This window comes from Pseudomonas phytophila (assembly GCF_025643095.1).
GTDB classification, from domain to species: Bacteria; Pseudomonadota; Gammaproteobacteria; order Pseudomonadales; family Pseudomonadaceae; genus Aquipseudomonas; species Aquipseudomonas quasicaspiana.
This window is the reverse complement of sequence record NZ_CP081201.1, coordinates 2,897,186-2,921,424: the sequence shown is the minus strand read 5'-3', so window position 1 is coordinate 2,921,424 and position 24,239 is coordinate 2,897,186. Positions and strand designations below refer to the sequence as shown.

The 24,239-nt window shown below is 58.5% G+C and carries 23 protein-coding genes; 1 reads left to right on the top strand and 22 read right to left on the bottom strand.

What is annotated here, in order from left to right; all coding sequences use genetic code 11:
- Positions 1 to 230 precede the first annotated feature (230 nt).
- The 22 genes from K3169_RS13115 to K3169_RS13010 all read right to left on the bottom strand — a co-directional run bounded on the left by K3169_RS13115 (position 231) and on the right by K3169_RS13010 (position 22,794).
- Entirely contained in the window at positions 231 to 923 is a 693-nt protein-coding gene (locus tag K3169_RS13115; RefSeq protein ID WP_122703801.1) for a GntR family transcriptional regulator, read from the bottom strand.
- 122 nt (positions 924 to 1,045) lie between these two features.
- Complete coding sequence (locus tag K3169_RS13110) at positions 1,046 to 2,617, bottom strand: gamma-glutamyltransferase family protein (RefSeq protein ID WP_263271862.1); 1,572 nt, start codon at positions 2,615 to 2,617, stop codon at positions 1,046 to 1,048.
- A gap of 222 nt (positions 2,618 to 2,839) precedes the next feature.
- The gene (locus K3169_RS13105) at positions 2,840 to 4,027 is read right to left on the bottom strand and encodes an MFS transporter (RefSeq protein ID WP_263271861.1); all 1,188 of its coding nucleotides are present in this window, start codon (positions 4,025 to 4,027) and stop codon (positions 2,840 to 2,842) included.
- A 262-nt stretch (positions 4,028 to 4,289) separates the two neighbouring features.
- On the bottom strand, positions 4,290 to 4,811 hold the full coding sequence (locus tag K3169_RS13100) for a DUF3833 domain-containing protein (protein WP_027900971.1): 522 nt from the start codon (positions 4,809 to 4,811) through the stop codon (positions 4,290 to 4,292).
- Between the two features lie 26 nt (positions 4,812 to 4,837).
- Complete coding sequence (locus tag K3169_RS13095) at positions 4,838 to 5,365, bottom strand: chalcone isomerase family protein (protein WP_122808660.1); 528 nt, start codon at positions 5,363 to 5,365, stop codon at positions 4,838 to 4,840.
- Between the two features lie 186 nt (positions 5,366 to 5,551).
- A complete protein-coding gene (locus K3169_RS13090) occupies positions 5,552 to 6,139 on the bottom strand; it encodes a peroxidase-related enzyme (protein WP_099268743.1) in 588 nt (195 codons plus the stop codon).
- Positions 6,139 to 6,660, bottom strand: coding sequence for a CMD domain-containing protein (locus K3169_RS13085; RefSeq protein WP_411567033.1), 522 nt, complete (start codon positions 6,658 to 6,660; stop codon positions 6,139 to 6,141). The genes K3169_RS13090 and K3169_RS13085 overlap by 1 nt, the downstream gene beginning before the upstream one ends.
- Before the next feature lie 83 nt (positions 6,661 to 6,743).
- Positions 6,744 to 8,309: an ABC transporter substrate-binding protein gene (locus K3169_RS13080; protein ID WP_099268741.1), complete on the bottom strand. Its 1,566-nt coding sequence runs from the start codon at positions 8,307 to 8,309 to the stop codon at positions 6,744 to 6,746.
- A gap of 55 nt (positions 8,310 to 8,364) precedes the next feature.
- Positions 8,365 to 9,378 (bottom strand): ABC transporter ATP-binding protein, encoded by a 1,014-nt coding sequence (locus K3169_RS13075; protein WP_027900966.1) that lies wholly within the window; start codon positions 9,376 to 9,378, stop codon positions 8,365 to 8,367.
- Positions 9,368 to 10,381: an ABC transporter ATP-binding protein gene (locus K3169_RS13070; RefSeq protein ID WP_263271858.1), complete on the bottom strand. Its 1,014-nt coding sequence runs from the start codon at positions 10,379 to 10,381 to the stop codon at positions 9,368 to 9,370. Before K3169_RS13070 ends, K3169_RS13075 begins: the two co-directional genes overlap by 11 nt.
- The gene (locus K3169_RS13065) at positions 10,378 to 11,283 is read right to left on the bottom strand and encodes an ABC transporter permease (RefSeq protein ID WP_122395179.1); all 906 of its coding nucleotides are present in this window, start codon (positions 11,281 to 11,283) and stop codon (positions 10,378 to 10,380) included. The genes K3169_RS13070 and K3169_RS13065 overlap by 4 nt, the downstream gene beginning before the upstream one ends.
- Positions 11,280 to 12,254 carry an ABC transporter permease gene (locus K3169_RS13060; protein ID WP_027900963.1) on the bottom strand — a complete coding sequence of 325 codons (975 nt, stop codon included), beginning with the start codon at positions 12,252 to 12,254 and terminating at the stop codon, positions 11,280 to 11,282. The genes K3169_RS13065 and K3169_RS13060 overlap by 4 nt, the downstream gene beginning before the upstream one ends.
- Positions 12,251 to 13,711, bottom strand: a complete 1,461-nt coding sequence (locus K3169_RS13055) for a SidA/IucD/PvdA family monooxygenase (protein ID WP_263271856.1) — start codon at positions 13,709 to 13,711, stop codon at positions 12,251 to 12,253. Before K3169_RS13055 ends, K3169_RS13060 begins: the two co-directional genes overlap by 4 nt.
- A 342-nt stretch (positions 13,712 to 14,053) precedes the next feature.
- Positions 14,054 to 15,004, bottom strand: coding sequence for a LysR family transcriptional regulator (locus K3169_RS13050; protein ID WP_099268737.1), 951 nt, complete (start codon positions 15,002 to 15,004; stop codon positions 14,054 to 14,056).
- A gap of 399 nt (positions 15,005 to 15,403) precedes the next feature.
- On the bottom strand, positions 15,404 to 15,721 hold the full coding sequence (locus tag K3169_RS13045; protein WP_263271854.1) for a hypothetical protein: 318 nt from the start codon (positions 15,719 to 15,721) through the stop codon (positions 15,404 to 15,406).
- Between the two features lie 515 nt (positions 15,722 to 16,236).
- Positions 16,237 to 18,192, bottom strand: coding sequence for a response regulator (locus K3169_RS13040; protein WP_099268735.1), 1,956 nt, complete (start codon positions 18,190 to 18,192; stop codon positions 16,237 to 16,239).
- Positions 18,182 to 19,048, bottom strand: a complete 867-nt coding sequence (locus tag K3169_RS13035) for a sensor histidine kinase (RefSeq protein ID WP_027900454.1) — start codon at positions 19,046 to 19,048, stop codon at positions 18,182 to 18,184. Before K3169_RS13035 ends, K3169_RS13040 begins: the two co-directional genes overlap by 11 nt.
- Complete coding sequence (locus K3169_RS13030) at positions 19,041 to 20,057, bottom strand: ATP-binding protein (protein WP_231671861.1); 1,017 nt, start codon at positions 20,055 to 20,057, stop codon at positions 19,041 to 19,043. Before K3169_RS13030 ends, K3169_RS13035 begins: the two co-directional genes overlap by 8 nt.
- Positions 20,048 to 20,452, bottom strand: coding sequence for an anti-sigma regulatory factor (locus K3169_RS13025; protein WP_099268734.1), 405 nt, complete (start codon positions 20,450 to 20,452; stop codon positions 20,048 to 20,050). The genes K3169_RS13030 and K3169_RS13025 overlap by 10 nt, the downstream gene beginning before the upstream one ends.
- Positions 20,449 to 20,811, bottom strand: coding sequence for an STAS domain-containing protein (locus K3169_RS13020; protein WP_027900457.1), 363 nt, complete (start codon positions 20,809 to 20,811; stop codon positions 20,449 to 20,451). The genes K3169_RS13025 and K3169_RS13020 overlap by 4 nt, the downstream gene beginning before the upstream one ends.
- Before the next feature lie 4 nt (positions 20,812 to 20,815).
- Entirely contained in the window at positions 20,816 to 21,667 is an 852-nt protein-coding gene (locus K3169_RS13015; RefSeq protein WP_099268733.1) for an STAS domain-containing protein, read from the bottom strand.
- Positions 21,668 to 21,921: 254 nt separating this feature from the next.
- Positions 21,922 to 22,794 carry a LysR family transcriptional regulator gene (locus tag K3169_RS13010; protein WP_099268732.1) on the bottom strand — a complete coding sequence of 291 codons (873 nt, stop codon included), beginning with the start codon at positions 22,792 to 22,794 and terminating at the stop codon, positions 21,922 to 21,924.
- 147 nt (positions 22,795 to 22,941) lie between these two features.
- Between K3169_RS13010 and K3169_RS13005 the strand changes: the two genes are divergently transcribed.
- Positions 22,942 to 24,150: an MFS transporter gene (locus K3169_RS13005; protein WP_263271852.1), complete on the top strand. Its 1,209-nt coding sequence runs from the start codon at positions 22,942 to 22,944 to the stop codon at positions 24,148 to 24,150.
- The last annotated feature ends 89 nt before the right edge of the window (positions 24,151 to 24,239 follow it).

Below are 24,239 nucleotides of genomic sequence, written 5' to 3'. Positions count from 1 at the left end.
GCCTGTGCTGAAGCTATCGCGAGCAATGTGGATCGCCACCCCGGTCACTCCTACAGAAAATGCATTCCAAATCATGTAGTTATTTCTTGTTTGATAGGAGCAGAGCTTGCTCGCGACAAGGCTGGACGAGGTTCACTTTAGATCGCGTTCAGTCTTATCGCGAGCAAGCTCTGGTCCCACAGGTTCTGCGCCACGCAGGATCTTTTCGCGATGACGTTGGACTGATCTTCTCAATCACTCAACGCCTGCCGCAGGTTAAATTCCTCCGGCGCGCTTTCCTCCAGAGCAAGCTGCCCTTCCAGCTCGTCCAGGTGTTCAAGCATGACCGCCACGGCGCGCTCGTTATCGCCGTTTTCCAGCGCGGTGATGATTTCCTGATGCTCGTCCGACGCGCAGGACGGCACGTCATTACGCTGATAAAGCGCCACGATCAGTGAGCTGCGCACCATAAGGTTGGCGAGGATGTCACTCAGCACGGTGTTGCCGCTGATCTCGCCGAGCATCAAGTGAAACTCGCTCAACTCCCGCACGATAGCCCGACGGTCCGTATCGTTGGTGGCCTTGCGTTCATTGTTCATGTGCGTCGCAATCCGCTGACGCTGCTTGCGCATGATTGCTGGAGTGATGCCCTCCACAATCGCACGTTCAATGGCGCGACGCGCACTGAAAATATCCCGGGCTTCCTTGGCAGTAGGCTGGGCAACCATGGCACCACGGTTGGCCTCGATGGTCACCACCTTCTGCATCGCCAGACGCTGCAACGCCACCTGCACATGGTTGCGGTTGGCTTGCAGGGTCTCGACGATTTGCGCTTCGATCAGTCGCGTGCCGGGTGGCAGACGATGTTGGGCGATAGCCTTGAACAACGCATCGACGATACGTTGCACCTCAAGCTGTTTGGCAGTGACAGTGCTCAGGCCCATCCTTTCCTCTATTTTCAAAACGCTTGGCGCCATCGCAGCAGGTCTGCCAGTGGCGGGCAATCGGCGGCATTATCCGCCAGCCGCACGACACCGGCAAACCCCGTGTGCAACGGGTCGGGCGATCAGTTGGGCTGCCCCAGCGCGAGGCCTTCGCCACGCGGATCATGCATGGCGCTGCGACGTCCCGTTTCATCAATCGCGATGATCCCGGCGTGACCGGTCATGGGGCTGCGTGCCGGGATGATTTCCACTTCATGACCCAACGCGCGAAGCCCCTCGACCGTCGCGGCACTCATGTCGCCTTCCAGCTTCAGATTGTCAGTGCTGTCGAAGAAGCTGCGCCCCAACAGGAAGCGCGGCGTCTCCAGCGCCAGATCAATCGGTTGCTGATAGTCGACCAATTGCGTGGCCAGAACCATTTGCGTCTGCGGCTGACCGTCGCCGCCTTGGGTGCCGAAGAACCAGCGGCGACCGTCATCGGCCAGATAGCAGGACGGGTTCAAAGTGTGCGCCGGACGCTTGCCCGGTGCCCAGCCGTTGACATGGTTGGCATCAGCGTTGAAACCGGCAGCGCGGTTCTGCCACAGCACGCCGGTATCACCGAGGATGCAGCCCGAACCGAAATCGTGAAACAGACTCTGGATCAGGCATGCGGTTCGCCCCTGAGCATCGGTGGCAGCCATCCAGATGGTATCGGCAGGTCGACCCGGTTCATTCCAGGGTGCCGCTCGCTGATCGTCGATGGCTTCCGCGTAAGCCTTGATTTGCGCGTCCTCCAGACTGGAGGCGTAATCCCACGCGGTGCTCAATGGATCGCACAGCTGTGCATTACGCCGCAGCAACCCCTGCTTAATGGCTTCCACCAGATAGTGGTAATACTGCGCGCTGCCGTTTTCCACATCCGCCAATGGCTTGTGTTGCAGTGCGGCCATCGCCTGCAAGGTGTAGAGCCCCTGACACGGCGGCGCCACGTTATAGAGTCGACCCTGACGATAACGCACCGAAATCGGCGCAACTTCAGGCGCCCGGGTGGCCGCCAGATCCGCCGCCGTCAGGCCACAACCAAGCCGGTCAAACGCCGTACCGAATGCCTCGGCCAACTCCCCTCGATAGAAGTCCTCGACGCCATGCCTGGCCAGATGACGCAGGGTATTGGCCAGTTCCGGCTGGCGCAAGGTGTCGCCCTCGCCCATCCAGCGGCCATCGGTCTTGCACAGGCGATGCAGGTCCGGTAGCTGCTCGATGAGGGGTTGACGCAAGGTCTGCCAGAACAATTGTGATTGTGAAACAAGCGTGCCTTGATCCGCCATCGTGGCAGCGTCTCCGAGCAAGTCACCCCAACCCAGCGTCGACCCCCATTCATGGCGACTGATGTTCGCTGCGGTCTGCCAACTGGCCAGGGCGCCCGCAGTGCTCGCTACCGAGGCCGGACCGCGCACGGTTATCTTCCCGCCCTGAGGCATATGCTGACCGGCCCGACCGATCCCCACGATGGTGCGCACCTTGCTGTCGTGGATCATCCATAGCGCATCGCCGCCCAGCCCGGTCATGTGCGGAAACACCGCTGCAAGCATCGCGCTGGCGGCCAGCATCGCATCGATGGCCGTGCCCCCGGCATCGAGAATGCGCAGCCCGGCGGCGCTGGCTTCGGCGTGAGGCGTACAGATGACGGCGCGAGTTGAGGTGGCGATCATGATCAAAGGCTCTCTATTTTTGCTAGCTATCAATAGTTTTATTGTTAGCAAAGCAAGAAATGTGCCTTGGGGCGGTGATGGTATTTGACCGGCTAGTGGAGAACCTTGTGGGAGCAGAGCTTGCTCGCGATAGGTTGACGCGGTTTACGTTAGATTGTGTCCAGCCTCATCGCGAGCAAGCTCAGCTCCCACAACCACAACCACAAGGCATCATCGTCAAGGCTAGACCGCCGCAGCCTGCGCCCTTCTCATGCTCCACATCGCAACCACAGCGATCAACGCAACAATGGCGCTGAATAACTCACCCACATGACGCAGACCAAACACCGGCACGCTGACCCCGACGGCGATCACCGGCAATGACATGGACAGGTACAGCACCACAAACAGCGCTGACGCGACCGCCGCTTTCTGATGCGCAGGACTGGCAGCAGTCACCGCGCCCATACCGGCGCGGAACACCATGCCCTGGCCGATACCTGCGGTGATGCCCGCAACGATCAGCAACAGCATCTGCTCAGTCGCGATACTCAGGCCCAGGGTCAGCATGCCGAGAATCAGCGCAACGCAACCCAGGGTCATGTGCTGGCGGGACGGCAACCATTGCAACAGCGCCTGACCGACTACCGATGCCGCGAAGAACGAGCCGACCACAGCACCGATCACGATGCCGTTGGATTGCTCCATGACCTGACGCATGATCGACGGCACCATGCTGGTGAACAGCCCGGCAACGCTAAAGCCTGCCAGCCCGGCGATGGCTGCCGGAATGAACAGGCCGCGCACTTCGGCGGGAATCGAAGGCCGCATGACCCGCAAGCGTGGCACCTCCGGACGCTTGACCGTTTCCCGGGCAACCATAACGCCCACCAGGGCAATCGCCAGAAACCCCAGGTGCAGCCAGAACACCAGTTGCAGTGGATGCGGTAAATGCTGAGACGTCAGACCCGCCAGCAAAGGCCCCAGCCCGAGACCAAACATGTTGGCAGCCGTCGCCACCAGCGTGGAGCGCCTGCTCCAGGACTTCGGGGCCAGCTCGATGACAGCCACCGTGGCGGTGCCGGTCATGATCCCGGCGGAAAACCCGGAAAACAGTCGGCCCAGCAACAGGCCACCAATGGAATCGCAATACAGGAAAATCACCGCACTGATCGCCCCCATGACCAGACCGGCACACAGCATAGGACGACGCCCGACCTGATCAGACCAACTGCCCACCGCCAGTAAAGCGGCGATGACTCCAGCGGCATAGATCGAGAAAATCAGCGTCACCCAGGTTTCACCAAAGCCCATCTGCTGCTGGTAATAGATATACAGCGGGGTTGGCAATGTCGTGCCAACCATGACGATCAGCAATGCGCAGGCCACCAGAATGAAATCTCTGCTGGAAGATGAAACAGGCTTGGTCATGCAGGTCGTCCGGTGAGGAATATCGTGGTCATGCGTCCGGTATCAAAAACCGGGGCAGCCATAGTACAGAGGGGTGGGCAGGATATGCAGCGAAGGTTTCAAGAAATTCCAGACAGGCAGATGAAATGACGCGGCGACTCTATTCATGAGACGGCACTATTAGGTAGGAGCGAACTTGTTCGCGAGGCGTCAGCTCTGAGTCACCGCGTCAAACCTTCTCACCAACAAGTTGCCTCCTACCTGATCTGCGTCTTTCGTCCAATTACTCCTTACGAAAGAAAAACGTCACCTGCCCCAACTCCACACCCAGCTTGCTCATGTACGAGCGATTGGCCAGGGTCTTTTCGTCCAGCAGGTACATCCAGTCATCGAAGTGCACTTTGTACGTGGTGCCGTCTACCGGAAGATTCAGCACGTAACGCCAGTGAAAGGCATTGCCGGACACCTCACCGAAAGCCTTGCCGTCGACATCCCCTGCTGTGCCCGTCCAGCGGCCTGGCCCATCGGGAAGAAGCGTCCATACACGGGTTTCTTTTTTACCGTCGCTGTAGGTGAAGTCTTCGTGCAGGATCAACGCGTCGCCTTCGCTGCGACCATTGATCACCACATCCATGCGTTTGGTGACTTCCCCGGAACGCTTCTGGAAGATGCCCTGAGCCACTACGCGGCCGTTGAAATACTCTCGCAGATCCAGCTTCGGGGTTTCCTGACTGTACTGCTTCACGTCCACGCCGCTGCAGGCAGTCAAACCGATACATGCAGCGATGATCATGGCCTTCAACATAGTCCAGCTCCCAGCAGAGAAATGAGTTATTTACGTGCCCCACCCATCAGTTGCTCACGCAGCTCGGGGTTGCGGGTTTTCGGGCTTAGCCAGATATCAAAGAATGCTTTTGCAAACTGCGGATCCTGTACAACATGCTGCAGCTTGTCACCGACGTAAAACCGCGCTTCGCGGCCAGGGAAATACACCCCGGTGATTTTCATGCCCTCTTCAACATCGACAAACGCCTGGGCCATTTGCTCACGCCAGGCGACCAACTGCTTCTCGGGGATCGGCTTCGGTGAGGTACGCTTGATCTCGACAATGCTGGCCTCAACCAGATCATCCCGGGAAATCGTCCGGTGATAAGTCAGCTCCAGTGCAAACGGCTGATCAGCCTTCAGAGGCTTGCCAGCACTCAGCAATCGCGCAGTGTAGACACGGAAGCCGAACACGCGCAGATCGCCCCCGCCGATGACCTGTGCATTGGGCAACGCCTCCTGCCAGGACGCGCTCGCCACTTGGCTGACCACCTGACTGAACAGCAGAAAAACCACTAACCAAAGTCGTGCCATACAATGCCTCTCGTCTGGATCTTCAGGGCAAGACCAAAAAAGGGTCAGCAACCCGGTGCAAGGTCAAAGACCACAACAACACCGGGAAGCTGACCCTTCAGACTTAAAAGCTATACGACGAATATCACTTTGTACAATTTTTAGTGAAGTTTTTATTCAAACGCCTGATTGCTGAGCGCGCCCTGTTCACGCCTCCTTGTAAACCGGCTCGCCCAGATTGAGCATCAAACGATTGGCCCAGGCGAAAATCGAAATCGCGTGGATCAGGTCCAGAATCTGCGCATCATCCAGACCTTGCGCACGCAGCGGCTGGATGTGTTCAGCACCCAGCGCAGCCGGATCAAGGGTCAGGTCGATGGAAAAACGCACGATGGCCTTTTCCCGCTCTGTCGTCCCGGCCGTTTCAGGATCCGTGAATATCTCGGCAATCACGTCGTTGCGCTTGGCCAGTTGCTCAAAGCGCTGGGCATGCACGGAGGCGCAGTACACGCACTGATTGATACGGGAAACCACGGTGCTCGCCAGTTCACGCTCGGCGCGCGACAAACCACCGGGGGCGTACATGATGGCGTTGAAAGCCAGAGAACGCTGGCGCAGCACTTCGGGCTGATGCGCCAGGGTCAGGTAATAATCGGAGACCTTGGCCTGCGGATGACTCTCCTCCAGCACAGCCACTTGCTCGGGTGTTGCGCTGTCCAGCTTGATGGTCGGCAGCCAGGCTTTCCAGCCCAGTACTTCGCTTGTGAAACCGTTGATACGGATAGGCTCACTCATCACGCAACTCCTGCGGCTGACAACGCGGCAAGGCCTGCCGCCAGGCGAATCTGGTAAGACAGGTAGGCAATCAACTGTGCGAGCACCACGATTTCTGCGGTGGACAATCCGGCTTGCTGCAGCACATGCAACGCCTGCTGATCACCTTCCACCGGGCGCTCGATCAGGGTGCGGGTGAAACCAAGAATGGCCTTCAAGCGAGGATCCGTCAGGCGCTCAAGGGCCGCAAAATCTAATGCGCCGATCAGCAATGGATCGACGCTCAACGCCCGCAACTGCTCCTTGTAGTAATCAGCCAACAACGGGCTGGGCGTCAGACGGCTGGCGAAATAGGCCACCAGCAGGCGCTCATTCAGGGACAGATTATTCTCAAGCAGCGGGTCAAAAAACTGCGCGTGGCTGCCCTGAGTAGCGGCCAGCACTTTGTCACGGGCATGACGAACCTGATGCAGATGCGTGCCAGGCGTCAGGCCCAGCAAATCATCCAGCACATCCGGCGATTGAGCGGTGGAATTCATCACAAATCCTCTGATTGCATCGGGCTGATGCCTGTCGCCAGCAAGGCGTCAGGCTCAGTGTTTCAAGGCTTCAAGGCTTCAAGGCTTCAAGGCAGTTTGGTAACCATACTGGCGGCGGTACGGTCGCTGACCAGAGGCTCAACTTTCAGGTCTTTACGCGCAGCCCAGATGTTCTGGTAGTGGAACAGCGGGATGATGCCGACATCGTCAGTCACGACCTTCGCAGACTCTTCCAGAATGGTCCGGCGCTTGGCTTCGTCGAACTCGGCGGTGGCTTTGGTCAATGCCTGATCCACCAACGGGTTGCTGTAGTGGCCCCAGTTGGAAGCGCCCAGGCCCTTGGTGCTGTCGACGGTGGTCAGGATGTTGGTCAGCGCATAAGCCGCTTCGCCAGTGCCGTTACCCCAGCCAATCACACTGATTGCCAGTTCGTTCTTGTTGGCCTTACCGGCGTAAACCGCCCAGGGCAGCACTTCCAGCTGCACCTTGACGCCGATCCGCGACCAGAACTGCGCCACGGCCTGCATGGTTTCCGGGGCTTGCGGGTAACGGTCGCCCGGTACATGCACGGTCAACTGGAAGCCGTCCGGGAAGCCAGCTTCCTTGAGCAGCTCCTTGGCCTGTTTCGGGTCGTACGGGATGTTTTTCAGGTCTGCGTTATAGCCAAAGGTATTGGCTGGCATCCACTGGTTGGCCTCGGTCACTGTGCCTTGCATGATGCGCTCGACAATTGCCTGACGATTGATCGCCAGCGACAACGCCTTGCGCACCTTCACGTCACGCAGCGGGTTCTGCTCCAGAGGTTTGCCCGCGTTGTCACGGATAAACTCGTTCGGGCCTTCGCGGAAGCTCGGTTGAACAATCAGCGCACGCAGACCGGAGTAAGCGTAAACCTTCACATTCGGGCTTTGGCGCAGGCGCGCCACGTCAGTTGGCGAAACCTTGTCGATCACGTCCACATCACCCGCCAGCAAGGCTGCGGTGCGGCTCGCGGCATTGGCGATGTAACGATAATCAACGCTGTCCCACAGCGGCTTCTCGCCCCAGTACTCGTTGTTGCGCTCGAAAATCGTGCGGTCGCCCGGCACGAAGGACACGAAACGATAAGGCCCGGTGCCAACCATCGCTTTGCCGGAGTTGTAATCGGCGCTCGCAGCACCCGCCCCGACGTGGCGACTGACGATGTAGATCGAATCGACGTCCGGCAGCAGGTTGGCGTTAGGTGAACGGGTCTTGATGATGAGGGTGTGAGCATCCTTGGCCTGGATTGACTCGACAGTCCGCATGGCGCCCGCATAGGACGCGACGGAGCCGGGAACGGCGCGGGCACGCTCGAAGGAGAACACGAAATCATCGGCGGTCAGCGGTTTGCCGTCCTGCCATTTGACGTCGTCGCGCAGGCTGAACTCCCAGGTCTTGTCGTCCAGCACCTTCCAGCTTTTGGCCAGGCCCGGCAGGGTCTTGTCATCGTGACGATTGACCAGCGATTCGAAGGCATGCAGCGCTACCGAACGATCCCCGGCGTAGTTGTTCAGTTGCGGATCGAGAGACGAGACCGGGTCGGCGTAACCGATACGCAAGGCTTCAGCCGAGGCACTGCCGCCAGCCAGAATCAGGGCCGAGGCCAACAGTGAACGAACAAGAGGTTTCATGTGTTGTTTCCTTGTACGCAATGGCAATAAGAAAGACGGACGATCAAGCGTCCGTTCAGGCTGTTTCGTTGAGGTGGCAAGCGCTCAGGTGGTTCGGCGAAACCTCCCTGAGCGGTGGAACTTCCACGCGACAGCGCGCCATGGCGTGCGGGCAACGAGGATGGAAATGACACCCGGCAGGCGGGTTCAGCGGGCTGGGGATTTCCCCTTTGATCGCGTCATAACGGGCACTGCGAATATCGAAACGCGGGATCTGCGCCAGCAAGGCCTGGGTGTAAGGATGATTGGCACGACTGAACAGATCGTCGACGTCGGCGCTCTCCACGACCCGGCCCAGGTACATGACCACCACGCGATCGCAAAGATGCTCGACCACGCCAAGGTCATGGCTGATGAACAGATAGGTCAGACCCAGCTCGTCGCGCAGGTCCATGAACAGGTTGAGAATCTGCGCCTGAATCGAGACGTCCAGTGCCGCCACTGATTCATCGCACACCAGCAGTTCAGGTTGCACCGCCAACGCACGAGCGATACCGATTCGCTGCCGCTGGCCGCCACTGAACTGATGCGGATAGCGCTGACGCAACTGCGGGCTGAGCCCGGCACGTTGCAGTTGGGCGCTGACGTAATCGTCGAATCCGGCCTTGTCGGTCAGGCCGTGCAGCAACGCGCCCTCCCCGACGATCCGGTCCACGCGAAGGCGCGGGTTGAGGCTGGCGGACGGGTCCTGAAAGATCATCTGAATTTTCAGCCGTGCCGCCTGACGCTCTTCGCTGGTGAAGTCTTCAATGGACTTACCGTCGATGGAAGCTGTACCGGAAGACACCGGCAGCAAGCCCGCGACCATTCGGCCAAGGGTCGACTTGCCACAGCCCGACTCGCCCACCAAGCCGACCACTTCGCCACGCACAATGCGCAGATCAACCCTGTCGACAGCGTGAGTCACCGAGGTCGGCCGAGTCAGTTGCAGGCGCTGCATGAGATGTTGCAGTCCGGTGTCCGGACTGGCTTTGCCGAAAGTCTTGCTGACATCGCGCAGCTCGATGATTGGCGTCGATTCATTGCTCATCGGCGGCTCCCGGATGAAAACAGCGGACCAGTCGGCCCGGCTCTATCGCTTGACTGGGCGGATCCTGCTCGCACACCGAAGTGGCTCGATTGCAACGCGCAGCGAAGGCACAACCCGCGGGCATCGACAGCAGATCCGGCGCCATGCCCGGAATCTGCCGCAGGCGCTGACCGCGCTTGTTGCGGCTCGGCAAGCTGTCGATCAGACTTTGGGTATAGGGGTGTTGTGGACGATCCAGTACTGCAGCCACCGTGCCTTGCTCAACGATGCGCCCGGCGTACATCACCGCAATATCGTCGGCCAGACCGGCGACTACCGACAGGTCGTGAGTAATCCAGATCAGGGAAGTGCCCTGCTGGCGAACCAGTTTCTGCACTTCACTGAGGATCTGCGCCTGAATGGTCACGTCCAGCGCTGTGGTGGGTTCATCGGCAATGATCAGATCCGGCGAATGCAGCAGCGCAATGGCAATCGCCACCCGCTGACGCATGCCGCCGGACAACTGATGCGGATAGGCGCGCAGACGCTCATCAGGACTGGCGATGCCCAGCAGCGCCAAGGTGCGGCTGGCATGCTCCCGAGCCTCGGCACGGCTCAGCGGCTGATGGGCTTGCACCGCCTCGATCATTTGCGTGTCGACTCGCAGCACCGGATTGAGGGTCATCATCGGGTCCTGAAAGATCATCGCGATGCGATTGCCTTGCAGGTGACGCAATTCTTTAGCCGACAAACGCGTCAGGTCCCGGCCTTGAAACAGTACTTCACCGCCGCTGATCCGCCCGGGCTCGTCCACCAGACCGAGAATCGAGAAACCGGTTACCGACTTGCCGGAACCCGACTCGCCTACAAGACCCAGAATCCGCCCGGGCTGAATGGTCAGAGACACATCACGCACTGCAGGCAACACCCCGGCGCGGGTATAGAACGACGTACACAGGCCGCGCACATCCAAAGTCGGCTGTACGTTTGCCAAAGGCTCGGCAGAGATGTTTGGCAGGCTCATCGTTGCAACCTCGGGTTCAACACATCACGCAAACGGTCACCCACCAGATTGATGGCGACAATGGTTATCAGCAGCGCCAGCCCCGGATAGAAACTGATCCAGTACTCGTCGCTGAGCATGTACTGAAAGCCGTTGGCGATCAGCAGACCCAGCGAGGGTTCAGTGATCGGCACGCCCAACCCCAGGAACGACAGCGTCGCTTCCAGGGTGATCGCCCGGGCGATCTGCAACGCGCCGATAACGATCAACGGTGGCAGGCAGTTGGGCAGAATGTGCCCGACCACGATGCGCCACGAACCGATACCCTGCCCCCGCGCCGCATCGACGTACTCGCGGCGGCTCTCGGTCAGTGCCTGACCACGGGCGGTACGGGCGTAGTAGGCCCACTCGAGTACCACCAGCGTGAGCATCACATTGCCGACGCCTTTGCCCAGCCAGGCGAGAATCATCAGCGCCATGAGGATCACCGGGAACGACAACAGCAAATCCACCAGACGCATCAACAACGCATCGACCCAACCACCTGCATATGCCGACAACAAGCCAAGCATGGTGCCGAGTACTGCGGCGATGAGCGCGGAACCAATGCCGACCCACAGACTGATACGCAAGCCGTAAATAATCGCCGAGAGCAAATCGCGTCCCTGGCCGTCAGTGCCCAGCCAATAGGTATAACCGGCGTCGACGTTTTCCGTGCCCGGCGGCAGGCGCGCGTCCAGCACGTTGAGCTGCATCAGGTCGTAGGGGTTCTGATAGACAATCCAGGGTGCCAGCGCCGCAACACCGACAATAAAAACCAACACCAGCAAACCGAGCATGGCCGTCGGCGAGGTCTTGAATTCCGACATGCCGCGCCGCCATGGAGACTGCGCCTTGAAGGTTGCTACAGGAACCTGACTCATCGTTTGGCCTCCACACGCACACGCGGGTCGAGGAAGTAATACAACGCATCGACAATCAGATTGAGCACCACAAAAATCACCACAACCACCATCAGATAAGCCACCACCACCGGGCGGTCGAGCATATTGATACTGTCCAGAATCAACTTGCCTGCGCCGGGCCAGGCAAAGATGCTTTCGGTCACCACGGCATACGCGATGGTCGACCCGAGCTCCATGGCCAGCACCGTGACCAGCGGGATCATGGTGTTGCGCATCACATGCATGCACATCACCCGCACCGGCGACAGGCCTTTGGCCCGGGCAAACTTCACGTACTCCTGCGGCAGCACTTCACGCACGCCAGCACGGGTCAGGCGCAGCACCAGCGAGATCTTGAACAACGCCAGATTGAGTGCAGGCAAAATCAGGTGCTGCAAGCCGTCCAGGGTCAGGAAGGACCACTGGATACCGAACAACTCGCGAGTCTCGCCGCGGCCACTGGCAGGCAGCCAGCCGAGCTTGATGGAGAACAGCATGATCATCATCAGCGCCACCCAGAATGCGGGCAGCGAAAAACCGACGATGCTGGAGGCCATCAACATGCGCGACAACGGGTGATCGGGATAGCTGCCCGCGAACATGCCCAGTGGCACGCCAAGCACAACGGCAAGAAACATCGCGCTGAAGGCCAGTTCAAATGTCGCGGGCAGGCGCTGCACGATCAGGCGCATGGCGTCTTCGTGGTAAACAAAGCTCTGGCCGAGATTGCCTTGCACCGCCCCCTTGAGGAACAGCAGATATTGCTGCCACAACGGCTTGTCCAGGCCCAGATGGGCGATGGCCGCGAGTCGTTCGGCCTGATTGAGGTCTTCGCCGACCAGAATATCCATCGGGTTACCAATGGCGTTCAGACCAATGAAAACCACCAGGGTCATCAGCAGTACCACCAGCAGCGACTGGCTCAGGCGACGCAGCAGCCAGCCGATCATCCGCGTAACTCTTGAGCCGTAGGCTCGCTGGCAACCCATTCATCACCGAGCAGCTCAGGTTCGGCGTAATTCTGCATGGCCGTAAAATGCAGCTCGATGTCTTCGTTGAACAACTGCCCTGCCAGACCTTGAGCGAGACGCTTGGCGCCTTCGCTGATGGCCGGAATATCACCCGACACCGCGCCATAGCTCAGGGCTGCCGGGTAGTTGAAGCAATGAATCAGACCGATGCCTGGGCAAGCGCCGGGGGTCTTCTCCTGAAATTCGAAGCACAAGCCCAGATCCGGCAGGTCCTCCAGCTCGTTATCCGGCTCGCCCCCTGGCGGTGTGAAGCTGTCGCTCCAGGCGCGGACATGCTGGGCGAAGCTGGCGAACTCGGGGCGCAACTGGAAGTTGGTGCGAAAGCCAGTCGCAAATACCAGAAAGTCCACCTCGATCCGCGCCTTGGGCGTATCTAGCCACAGGCCGCCGGCCGGGTTCTGCTGAACGGCAACCACCGGGCTGTTCAACAGAAAGCGTGAGTTGGGTGAGCGGGAAACCCGCTGGGTGCTGCCACGTGGCGGCGGGACTTGCTGGGTGTTCAGGTATTTGCGGATCCGCCATTTCCAGGCATCCGGCAACCGCCAGTAACCATGGGTCATACCCGGATTGCCAGCACCTTTACCTTTGTTGACCCGTGGAAGTTCGGCCCGGCGAATCAGCAGATCGACCCGTTTCGCACCAGCTTCCAGCGCTGTAGCCGCGCTGTCCATGGCCGACGCACCACCGCCGATCACGGCAACCCGCTTGCCGACAAACCATTCATCCTGCAATCCATCAGACGAATGCGCCCAGAAATGTCGTGGTAAATCGTTGGCAAAATCAGGCACCCAAGGACCGCCCAGACCGTCGCGACCGGTGGCCAACACTACGTGGCGCGCGACAATGGTCTGAAGCTGCCCGGCATGCTGGATATCCAGCTCAACCAAACCATCAGCCCGAGGCTGCACACGGCTCACGCGATGCTCGTTGCGCACGTCCAGTTTGAGTGCCTTGCGATACCAGCGCAGGTATTCAGCCCATTGCAGGCGCGGGATCTTGTCCAGCGTATTCCACGCCTCCAGACCGAATTGCGCCTCGTACCAGGCTCTGAACGTCAGCGCAGGCAGGCCCAATGCGGGGCCGGTCAGTTGCTTGGGTGAACGCAGGGTTTCCATGCGTGCAGTGGTCGCCCACGGGCCTTCGAAACCGGCTGGCGACTGATCGTAAATGCGCGCGATCACGCCCATGTTGCGCAGCTCTGCGGCCAGCGCGAGACCAGCCATGCCGCCACCGATAATGGCCACATCCAGCACCGCCTGCCCGTCATTAACCCGTAGTTTTACCCAGGGCGCAGCAGGCAGATCCAGCCATTGCAAATCCTGCTGCAAGCGAGCTTCCAGCGCGGCAAGACCACTGGCGGTGTTCAAATCGGACATTTTCAATACTCGGCATTCGAGAAAAGGTGGTCACTTGCTATACAAGAAGCATTCCACACTCATACATTTTCGAATTCATGAGGCTTATGAATTCGAATAACGAATAGTAGAAGCCGTGGAATATTCCTTCAACGATGATTATTGAATATTGATATTCCATAACGGTATTAGAGCACTCAGAACCCTGTGGGAGCCGGGCTTGCCCGCGATAAGGTTCAGGTAATCTGCCTCCTGGCAGACCGCGGTGTCTGTATCGCGGGCAAGCCCAGCTCCCACATAGAAGCAGCATTCCAGATCAGGATGGAGTGAGGCAGGCGCACCGCCCCCACTCAGAACCTGCGGCTAACCCGCATAAATGCTCTGCAGCAAAGCGTCGTGCTCGCTCGGGTCATGCATGATCATTGATGGCAACAATGCCTGGGCGGATCTGGCGAGTTCTTCGACCAGCGCCACCGACACATCGGATAACGGGCTGGCGAAGGCAGAAATCAGACCGAAGAAGAACGGGATGTTGCACTCGATAGGTCGCACTACAACGCCATTGATCGGGACGCCCAATGCCGTGAACGGGTCAACCAGTGCGATTCCCAGGCCGACGCGTGCCATCTGCATGGCAACCAGCGAGGTGTTGGTGTCGAGCATATGCGGCGCCTTGCCACCGGCATCCTGAAACGCCTTGTCGATGCGGCGACGGAAACGGAACGGGTTGGACATGGTGATCAATGGATGTGCGGCCAGAACCTCCATGGACAGCACATCGTAACGAGCCAGTTCCGAGTCTGCTGGGAGCACGGCCACGCACGGCGACTCGCCGATCCAGTGGATGTCCAGACCACGATGCTCCAGCGGCAGACTTACGGCTCCCAGGTCCATGGTCTTGGAAAGCACGGCCTGAACAACATTTTCCGGAGACATGCTGTGCAGTTGAATGTGCTGTGGTTGCAGCGACTGTGGCAGCCGGGACAAGGCCAGCGGCAGCAAACCTGCCGCCAGCGCCGGGATGGCCACGAGCTTGATCTGGCGATTCTCGTCCTGAGCGATATGTAAGGCGCGCTGGCGAATGTTGCGGATGCCGAGCAAGGCACTTTCAACCTCGGCGTACATCATGAAGGCTTTCTGGGTGGGCGTGACCTTCGGACCGCTACGCTCGAACAACGCAAAGCCGAGCTCTTGCTCCAGCTCCTGAATCACCCGGGTGACCGAGGGTTGTGAACGACCGAGCATTTTACCCGCTGCCGTGACACTGCCAGCCGACATAACCGCCGCGAACGCTTCCAGTTGCCGCAAATCCATAAACACGCCTTGTCATGAACGATGAAGATCAGATAATGCCCGGCGCTCATCCGCAACCGGAAACGGCCAAGCCTAACCTATCGAACAGAACAAGCCTACTTGGGGGCTCTAGAGCAAGATGTCGTCGGCCGGGTCAGTGCTATCGAATGGTCGCCCTGGCTTTTATATAGTCGAAAATAAAAAGCCCTCTGAATACTTTCAGAGGGCGCGTGAGAACAACATACAGACCAGCACTTTTTATCAGTACTTTTAAAAAACACTTATTACTAATGGTCCCGACGCGCCCTGTGGGAGCGAATTCATTCGCGAAGAGGCCGGAGCATTCATTACCTGTTTTTTGTCTGTTAAGCACTCTTCGCGAATGAATTCGCTCCCACAAAGAACTGCACCGACATCACATTAATACGAACGCTCAGCAATCCGCGCTTCAGGCTGACTCCACACATCCTGCAGCATCTGCAGCACATCGCTCATGAACTGCTTGTCTGCGGCGGCCTTTTTGCCGACCCAGCCATGACCGCGGCGGTACATCGAGAGACGAGCGCGCAAGTTTGGGCGACTGGCAATGAACTGCTCTTCCGGCACACCCGAGGCAAGAGGTTCAATACGCACTTCACCTTCTTCGCACACCCAAAGGATATGGTTATCGAGTGTGTCCTTGCGCGCAGCAAACAGCTCGGAAAGTTCCTGGACAGTGGGTTGGTTATTCAAGTTCATGTGTAACTCCTTGACCGCTTGTCATCAGATTAATTAGTGAGCTCGAACACATCATCAAATCGGCCAATTAATTCGTATCACTGCTGATGAGCGAAACATGACACATCGTTCACTCGCCCGCAGAACCGGCCCCTGACTAGATGCATGTAGCCTTGATGAAAAGCTGCTACGCGGCAGGACAAACAACAGGAAGAAGTAGCGAAACATCGGAAACCAGCGGCAATCTGAACTGCAGTCAGCCACAAGCCTCATGAGGACGTATCGCCAGCATCAACTCGCCCTGAGACGACCATGCCAGGTCAGCTTCATCAATCTGCCTTGTGGGCAGCACACATCCGGGAACATCACGACGGCTCGTCGTGCATGTCAAGAACACCCTTTCCAACTCTCCCGATCAGGGAGACAGCTGCATAATGCAAGTCGAAAAGGCATGCGTCAATGATTATGTAGTGAATATTTTAGAGCACTACATATTTCTGATTCTGACCGACCGGTCACGGCAACGCGGCGGCCGATCAGGTTTCGCGGGGAGTTGCCTCCAGCATGGCGTTGACTTTCTCAAGCAACGCGCCCAGCTGGAACGGCTTGATGATCATGTCCATGCCCTCGCCCAGAAAGCTCTGCCGGTCCACCGCGTTTTCGGCGTAACCGGTCATGAACAATACCGGCAAGTGAGGACGCCAGAGACGGGCCCGGTCCGCCAGCTCACGCCCATTCATGTGAGGCAAACCGACGTCGCTGAGCAACAGGTCAATCGACGTGTCGTTTTCAAGTAACGACAATGCCGTAGCGACGTCCCCTACCTGAGTGCAGCGGTAGCCGGTATCGATCAGCAGCTCGTTGACGAACATCCGCACTGATGCCGTGTCTTCCACGATCAGAATGTGCTGCCCCGCCCCCTCTCGCGGAGCAACAGGCGGCGCCTCCTCGACCGGCACGGACTCAATTCCGGCTGGCAGCATCAAGGTGACTTCTGTGCCGTGGCCCACTACGCTGCGAATGACTACGTCGCCTTGCGACTGCCGCGCGAAGCCGTAGATGGTCGATAGACCTAGCCCGGTGCCCTTGCCAATGGGTTTGGTGGTGAAGAACGGATCAAACACCTTATCAATGACACTGTGCTCGATGCCGATGCCGTCATCCTTTACCGACAGCGCCAGGTAAGCGCCATCCGCCAGCCTGGCATCGCCTTTGGAATGCGCAGCGAAGGTGGTGACCCGGATCGTTCCGCCGTTCGGCAGCGCATCCCTGGCGTTGATCACCAGATTGAGCAACGCACTTTCCAGCTGACTGCTATCCACCAGTGCAATGGCCGACTGCGAGGTGAGGTCCAGCGTCAACGCGATGCGCTTACCGATGGTGCGGCGCATCAGGTCTTCCAGCGAGCGGATATGTTTGTTGATGTCGATTGGCCGAGCGTCCAGCGGTTGCTGACGAGCGAATGCCAGCAATCGGTGGGTGAGCGCCGCCGCACTGGAGGCCGAAGCGAGTGCCGCCTCTGCGTAGCGCATGATTTTCTCGGGACGATTTTCCTGGGTCCGCCTCTTGATCAACTCGATACCGGTAATGATCCCGGTCAGCAAGTTGTTGAAGTCATGGGCAATACCGCCGGTCAACTTCCCGATTGCATCCATTTTCTGCGCTTGCAGCAACTGAGCTTCAGTTCGGGCGCGCTCGGCCACTTCGTGGGCAAGCTTGGTATTGACGCTGTCGAGTTGCTTGAGATGTGACTGCTCCCGCTGCCGGTGCTCGGTCACATCTTCAACGAACACGAGACTCAGCCCGGGTGTGCGGTAAGGTGAAATCTGCCACTCGGTCTCGCGTAATTCACCCCTTACCAACATGCGCAACGTGCCTTGCCAGCGCTCACCCGCCAGCAACCCCGCGCGCAGCTCCTGAATAACTTCATCCTGATCGCCAGCCAGAGAGCCCAGCATGGTTTCATCGGCCAGGCTTTGATGGGTCAGCAGCGTAAACGCGTGGTTGCACTCGTAGACCTTGAGCTGAGCGTCCATGACCGCAATGGGCGCGGAAATGTTGACGAAAATCTCCCTGAAGCGCGCCTCACTTTCACGCAATGCGTATTCGGTGTCTCGTACCCGGAGCAATGTCCGCAAGGTCGCCAGCAATACATCCGGATCTACCGGGTGCACCAGATAGGCATCAGCGCCCGCCTCAAGGCCGGTGACAATGTCGGTGGTATGAATCGACGCCGCCGAGACATGCACCACAGGCAGCAACGCGGTGCGTGGCTCGGCACGCAACAGACGAACGATGTCGAAGCCACTCATGTCCGGCAGGTTCACATCCAGAATCAGCGCATCCGGGAGTTGTGCTGCGATCTGCTCAAGCCCCTCGGTGCCCGTACCTGCTTCGCTGACAATAAAGTCGTGGCGCTCCATGCGTCGCCGCAACGCATAGCGTGTCGCTGCGTTGTCATCAACGATGAGCAGCCGGAGTTCACGCTTCATCAACAGGCCCTGCTGCGATGGCCAGTGGAATGATCACGAAAAATGTCGAGCCCAGTCCGGGTTCACTCTCCAGCCCGACTCGCCCGCCCAGTAGCTCGGCGAAGCGTTTGCACAGTGACAGGCCAAGCCCGGTCCCGCGCAATCGCTTTTGCAGAGGGGAGTCGATCTGCGAAAAGTCTTCGAACAAGGCGCCGTGCATTTCCTGAGGAATGCCTACACCGGTATCGGAGACCGCAAAGCGGATTTCGTTATCGCTTTCCAGACGTGCAGATACTCGAACCTCACCGCGTTGGGTGAATTTAAGGGAGTTGGAAATGAAATTGCGCAGGATCTGCGCGAGCTTCTTGTCGTCGGTGTACAGACGCGGCAAGCCTGACGGCTCCTCAAAAATGAGGTCCACGGACGACGCGTTGACGATCGGCCGGAACATGCCGCGCAGTGCCGAGAACAAGTCGAACATGTCGAACCAGGCAGGGGAAATGCTGATCCTTCCGGCTTCAATCTTGGCCAGATCGAGCAGGTCATCGACCATGTCGCTCAGCTCACGGGCTGCACCACTGACAAAGCCGACCTGCTTGTGCTGTTCTTCGCTCAACGGACCGTCGATTTCGTCCTTTAGCAGGCTGGTGATGCTCAGAATGGAGCCCAGCGGCGTGCGGAATTCGTGGCTCATGTAAGACAGGAAGCGACTCTTCAAATCAGACGCCTCACGCAGTTCATCGGCCTGGTTGTCGAGTTCGGCATACAGCGCCAGTACGCCCTGATTGGTTTCGTCCAGCTCGGCACGCAGCGCGTCCACTTCATCGCGCAACTTTTGCAACTCGATGGACTGATCAGCAACGATCGGTTCAGGCATTGAAAGCCTCCAGGGTAATGACCAACACGGTGACGTCATCTCGGCCGCGGCAAAAATCGCGGTGCAGGACGGCAGCGATAACCGCCGGATGACGATAAATCAGACCCGGATAATCACGCAGGTTCCAACGAGATTGCAGGCCATCGCTGTACATCACCAGCAACTGGCCGGTCACTTGCGAATGCTCGAATGCCTGAGCCTTTCTGAACTGAAGGCCGACAATGCCAGGATGCGATACCAGTCCCCGAACTTTGTCTTCACCAATCAGCGTGGCGCCGATATTGCCAATCCCGACAAAGCGCAACGTATCCAGGCCAGCATCAAAGTTGGCCACCGCTACGGCACCGCCACGCGTTCCCTTCATGGAATGGTGCATGTCCTCGAGCACACGCTCGGCAGAATCAAAAGGCCGCTGCTGGAATTCGACCTCACCGGCACGCGCGGCGACTTCAGCATCCTCACCATGACCCAGCCCGTCGATGATCAACGCACTAATCCGCTGCCCCTCCACTGCCAGTGACCAGACATCGCCACACGCGGGATCATCATGCAGTGAATGCTGGCTGATACCGACACGCAGGTCCCGGGTCTTGTTTTTACGGGGGTAGAAACGGGCCATGACCACCGCGCCGCGGGCATCCGCGTGGGCATCAAAAACATCCGCCTGGCGCTCGATAGAACCGAGGCCAATGCCTTGGGTTCCTCGGGTTGAGAAGCCATCGGGCATGCAATCAGTCAGGTCGAAACCTTCACCACGATCCACGGCAATGATTTCGATGCCGGACAACCCCGGCGAATCGAAAACCCGCAGGTGCAATTCGCCGCGAACCGCGTGTTTGAGAATGTTGCTGGTCAACTCAGTAGCGACCAGCGCGACACGTCCGGCGTCCACTTCATCGAACGCGAGACTCTCCGCCAACTGCTGAGCGGTGCGTCTTGCGTGGCCTACCTGGCTGCTGTCCTCAATCAACAAAACCTGCGTCAGGGTACTGCGCAGGATCACGTCCATCGGGTAATCGTTATGCGGGTTCCGGCACCGGGAGCAGTGTCCAGTTCGAACTCTTCCACCAGACGCTTGGCGCCGGTCAGGCCAAGGCCCATGCCATTACCGGAAGTCCAGCCATCGGTCATCGCCAGCTTGAGGTCAGGAATGCCCGGACCTTCATCGCGGAAGGTGATCCGCAAACCTGTGCGCATATCCTCTTCGAGGATTTGCCAGTCCATATCTCCGCCACCACCATAGACCATGGTGTTACGTGCCAGCTCGCTGACAGCGGTGACCATTTTGGTCAGATCAATCAGGCGCATGCCGCACTCCTGGGCCAGCTTGCGCGCGGTCTGGCGCGCAAGTACGACGTCCTGTTCGATCAGCACGGGTTGCGAACCGCTGCTGCGTACGGTCATTGCGCTTGCACTCGCTCATGCAGCAATTTCATGCCGCGCTCAACGTTCAACGCAGTGCTGACGCCCGGCAAGGTCATGCCCAGCTCAACCAGCGTAATCGCTACTGCGGGCTGCATGCCGACCAGTACGGTCTCGGCATCCATGATCCGCGACAAGCCGGAAATAGTGCCGATCATGCGACCCACGAACGAATCGACGATGTCCAGCGCCGAGATGTCGATCAGGACACCCCGCGCAGAAGTTTTGCTGATCCGCTCGGACAGATCGTCCTGCAGGGTCAGCGCAAGCTGATCGTGCATGTCGACCTGGATCGTGACGAGCAGATAGGCGCCCATCTGCAGAATAGGAATACGTTCCATGAACTTATACCGCCTTGGTGACGGTCAGCCCCAGACGCTTCAGCGACAGAGCCAGCGCGTCGGCGAGATTGGCTTTGGTGACGACGCCTTGCAGATCGAGGCCCAGATGGACAATTGTTTGAGCAATTTGCGGACGTACACCGCTGATGATGCAATCAGCACCCATCAAGCGAATGGCGGTGACCGTTTTCAGCAAATGCTGCGCAACCAGTGTGTCCACGGTTGGCACGCCGGTGATGTCAATGATGGCGATTTCCGAACCCGTGTCGACGATGCGCTGCAACAGCGACTCCATCACCACCTGGGTACGCTGGGAGTCAAGGGTGCCGATCATCGGCAAGGCAAGCACGCCGTCCCACAGCTTGACCACTGGAGTCGACAGCTCCAGCAATTCTTCCTGCTGGCGCTTGATCACGTTTTCACGGGATTTCTGGAACGTGCGGATGGTGTGCATGGCCAACGCATCCAGCAACTCGGACAGCTCCAGCAACTGCTCGGCGTACAGCGTCGGATCAGCCTGATATTCACGCTGGATCAAGGCAAACAACGGGCCTTTGAGCGCAAAGACAAAACTTGCAGTCTGCTGCGAATCCTGGCCCACCGAAGCACGGCTCTGGGAAAGCTTTTCGAGGAATTGACGAATCTCGTCCCAGTCACTGCCAGCCAGAGATTGATGACGCCCCTTCTCCGCGACTGAAACCACAAGACTCAGGAACTCCGCCATCTGTTGTTTCAGATCATCGATCTTGAGGTTGCGAGTGGCACCGTTAGCTTCCAGCGCCGCCAGCCATTCAGCTGACAGTTCTGGCTGGGAGGTCTTGATTGCGTCAACGGTTTTTTGCTGCACTGCTGCCATCTTGTTTGAACTCCTGAACAATGCCGGCAAACCTGATCATCCAGGAATGCAATAACGAGTATGAATATGGGCCGACTGGCCTCTTTATGCGGCGATTCTCTACCATTCACCTTTAAATGCAAGCAGCCTCTGCTGGCACATTGCTAATAGCTTTTCGTCAAGCGTTATAGCGGCCAGTTTTTTCATCAAAACCACTCTGAATGCGACTTTTTCGACGGGCGTTACACCCATTCGACCTGATTAATGCTGCATGCCTAACCGACTGACTCAAAGACGCTGACGATGTGATCGATGACAGCCCTCACCCGTGCGGTATGTCGCAAGTCCTCATGGGTCACCAACCACACATCATACGTTTGCTGCCGCTGCCGATCCGGCCAAAGCCGGGTCAGCCCGTCACGCTCGCCCAGACACACCGGGATTTCGCCAATGCCGATCCCGGCAGCAATCGAGCGACGCATCATCAGTCCGGAATTAACCGTCGCCACCAGACGCCCTTCACCGACCGGCTCGGAAACGATAGTCGCTTCACGGCTACTGTCCAGATAGGGCTGAAACATGATCAGGTCATGACCGGCAAATGCCGAACCCGGTTCAGGCTCGCCATGGCGTTGCGCATACTCCGCCGACGCATACAGCCCTACCGGCCAACGGGCAATACAGCGAGCGATCAAATCCGGATTTTCTGGTTTGACGTTTCTGACGGCTATATCGGCTTCACGCCGGGAAAGACTAAGCATTTGTATGGATGCATCGAGCCGGACTTTCACGTCCGGGTGTGTTTGATGCAGATGAGCGATGGCAGGAATCAGAAAATCGACGGCCAGCGAATCGGTGGAGGTGATGCGCACCTCTCCTTTGAGTCGATCATCCAGCCCTTGAATCTGCCGTTGCAGGTCCAGCGCCGAGCGCTCCATCTTTTCCGCCGACTTGAACGCAGCCTCCCCTGCAACCGTCAGCACGTAGCCCTCGGAGGTGCGTAGAAACACCTTGGTGCCCAAGGCATTTTCAAGGGCCGCGATCCGGCGACCTACCGTTGCCTGATCTACATTCAGCAATCGCGCCGCACCGCGCAATGTGGACTTTCGACAGACCGCCAGAAAAATTCGCGTGTCATCCCAGTTCAACGGCCACCCACCTGATGCATTTATGCATCTCACCAAAGACAATTAACTGCAAGATTGCATCAATCATCGTCGCTACCATGGACCCATGCCAAGCACTTTGTAGTGCTCACTTTGATTCCATGATTCTGTGGGGAAGGACATTCCGCCATGCACACCACTACTGACAACTTTGCACCCCGGCGCAACAACGTCTGGCTGCACATACTTGCAGGCCTCAGCGCGAGCCTTGTGAGCATCGGCCTCGCGCGATTCGCCTATACGCCACTGATTCCATCACTGATCGAGGCGCACTGGTTTTCTGCGTCGGATGTGATTTACCTGAGCGCGGCAAACCTGATCGGCTATCTGATTGGCGCCCTCACCGGCCGCCCCATCGCGGCCCGACTGTCCAACGCGCACTCGCTGCGTTTGATGATGCTGATCGCCACTGCGTCGTTTTTTGCCTGTGCCTGGCCGTTGTCGGTCGCCTGGTTTTTCAGTTGGCGTCTGCTGTCCGGTATCGCAGGGGGCGCGATCATTGTCGTGGTGGCTGCAACGGTGATTCCTCACGTACCGGTCGCCCGTAGAGGGCTGGCCAGTGGTGCAATCTTTATCGGGGTGGGTTTGGGCATCGCAGGTTCAGGCACGCTGGTGCCGTTCCTGCTGTCGCTAGGCTTGCGAGATGCCTGGATTGGCCTGGGTCTGGCCTCCCTCGTGCTCACCGCAGCGAGCTGGTTTTGCTGGCCATCGGCAAGCGCTACTGCCGCCGTGTCTGCCTCTGCCGAAGCAACTCATCAGCCACTTAACAGCCGCATGAACTCAGGCATATACCTGCTGTTTGGCCAATACGCATTGATGGCGATCGGCCTGGTGCCGACGATGGTGTTCCTCGTGGATTACGTGACCCGCGGCCTTGGCCTGAGCGCCCATGCGGGTGCCGTGATCTGGGTCATGTACGGGGTCGGCGCAATTCTGGGCCCGGTGATCTACGGCTTTCTGGCTGACCGCCTGGGTGCCCGTACCTCGATCCGCCTGGTGCTCGCGGTACAAGCCGTGACTGTAGCGTTGCTGTGCACCACCAGTAACTTCGCGCTGCTGGCCTTGCTGGCAATCATCATCGGCTCGTTTCCACCGGGTATTGTCCCGCTGGCTCTGGGCAGGATTCACGAACTGGTCCCTCGCCACGAACAGCAGCAAGTGGCCTGGAGCCGTGCCACGGTTTCCTTCGCGACGTTTCAGGCGTTGAGCGGTTATGGGTACTCAGTGATCTTCAACGCCAATGGCGGGCATCACGTGATGCTGTTTGTGATAGCTGCGCTGGCGATTGCTGTGGCGTTGGTGGCTGATTTTATTGCTGCGTTGATTGCTCGGGATTAACACCACTGTCAAAAACCACGCAGGCTTGATGTGAAATGGGATCTTCTTGTGGGAGCTGGGCTTGCCCGCGATAAACGATAACTCGGTCT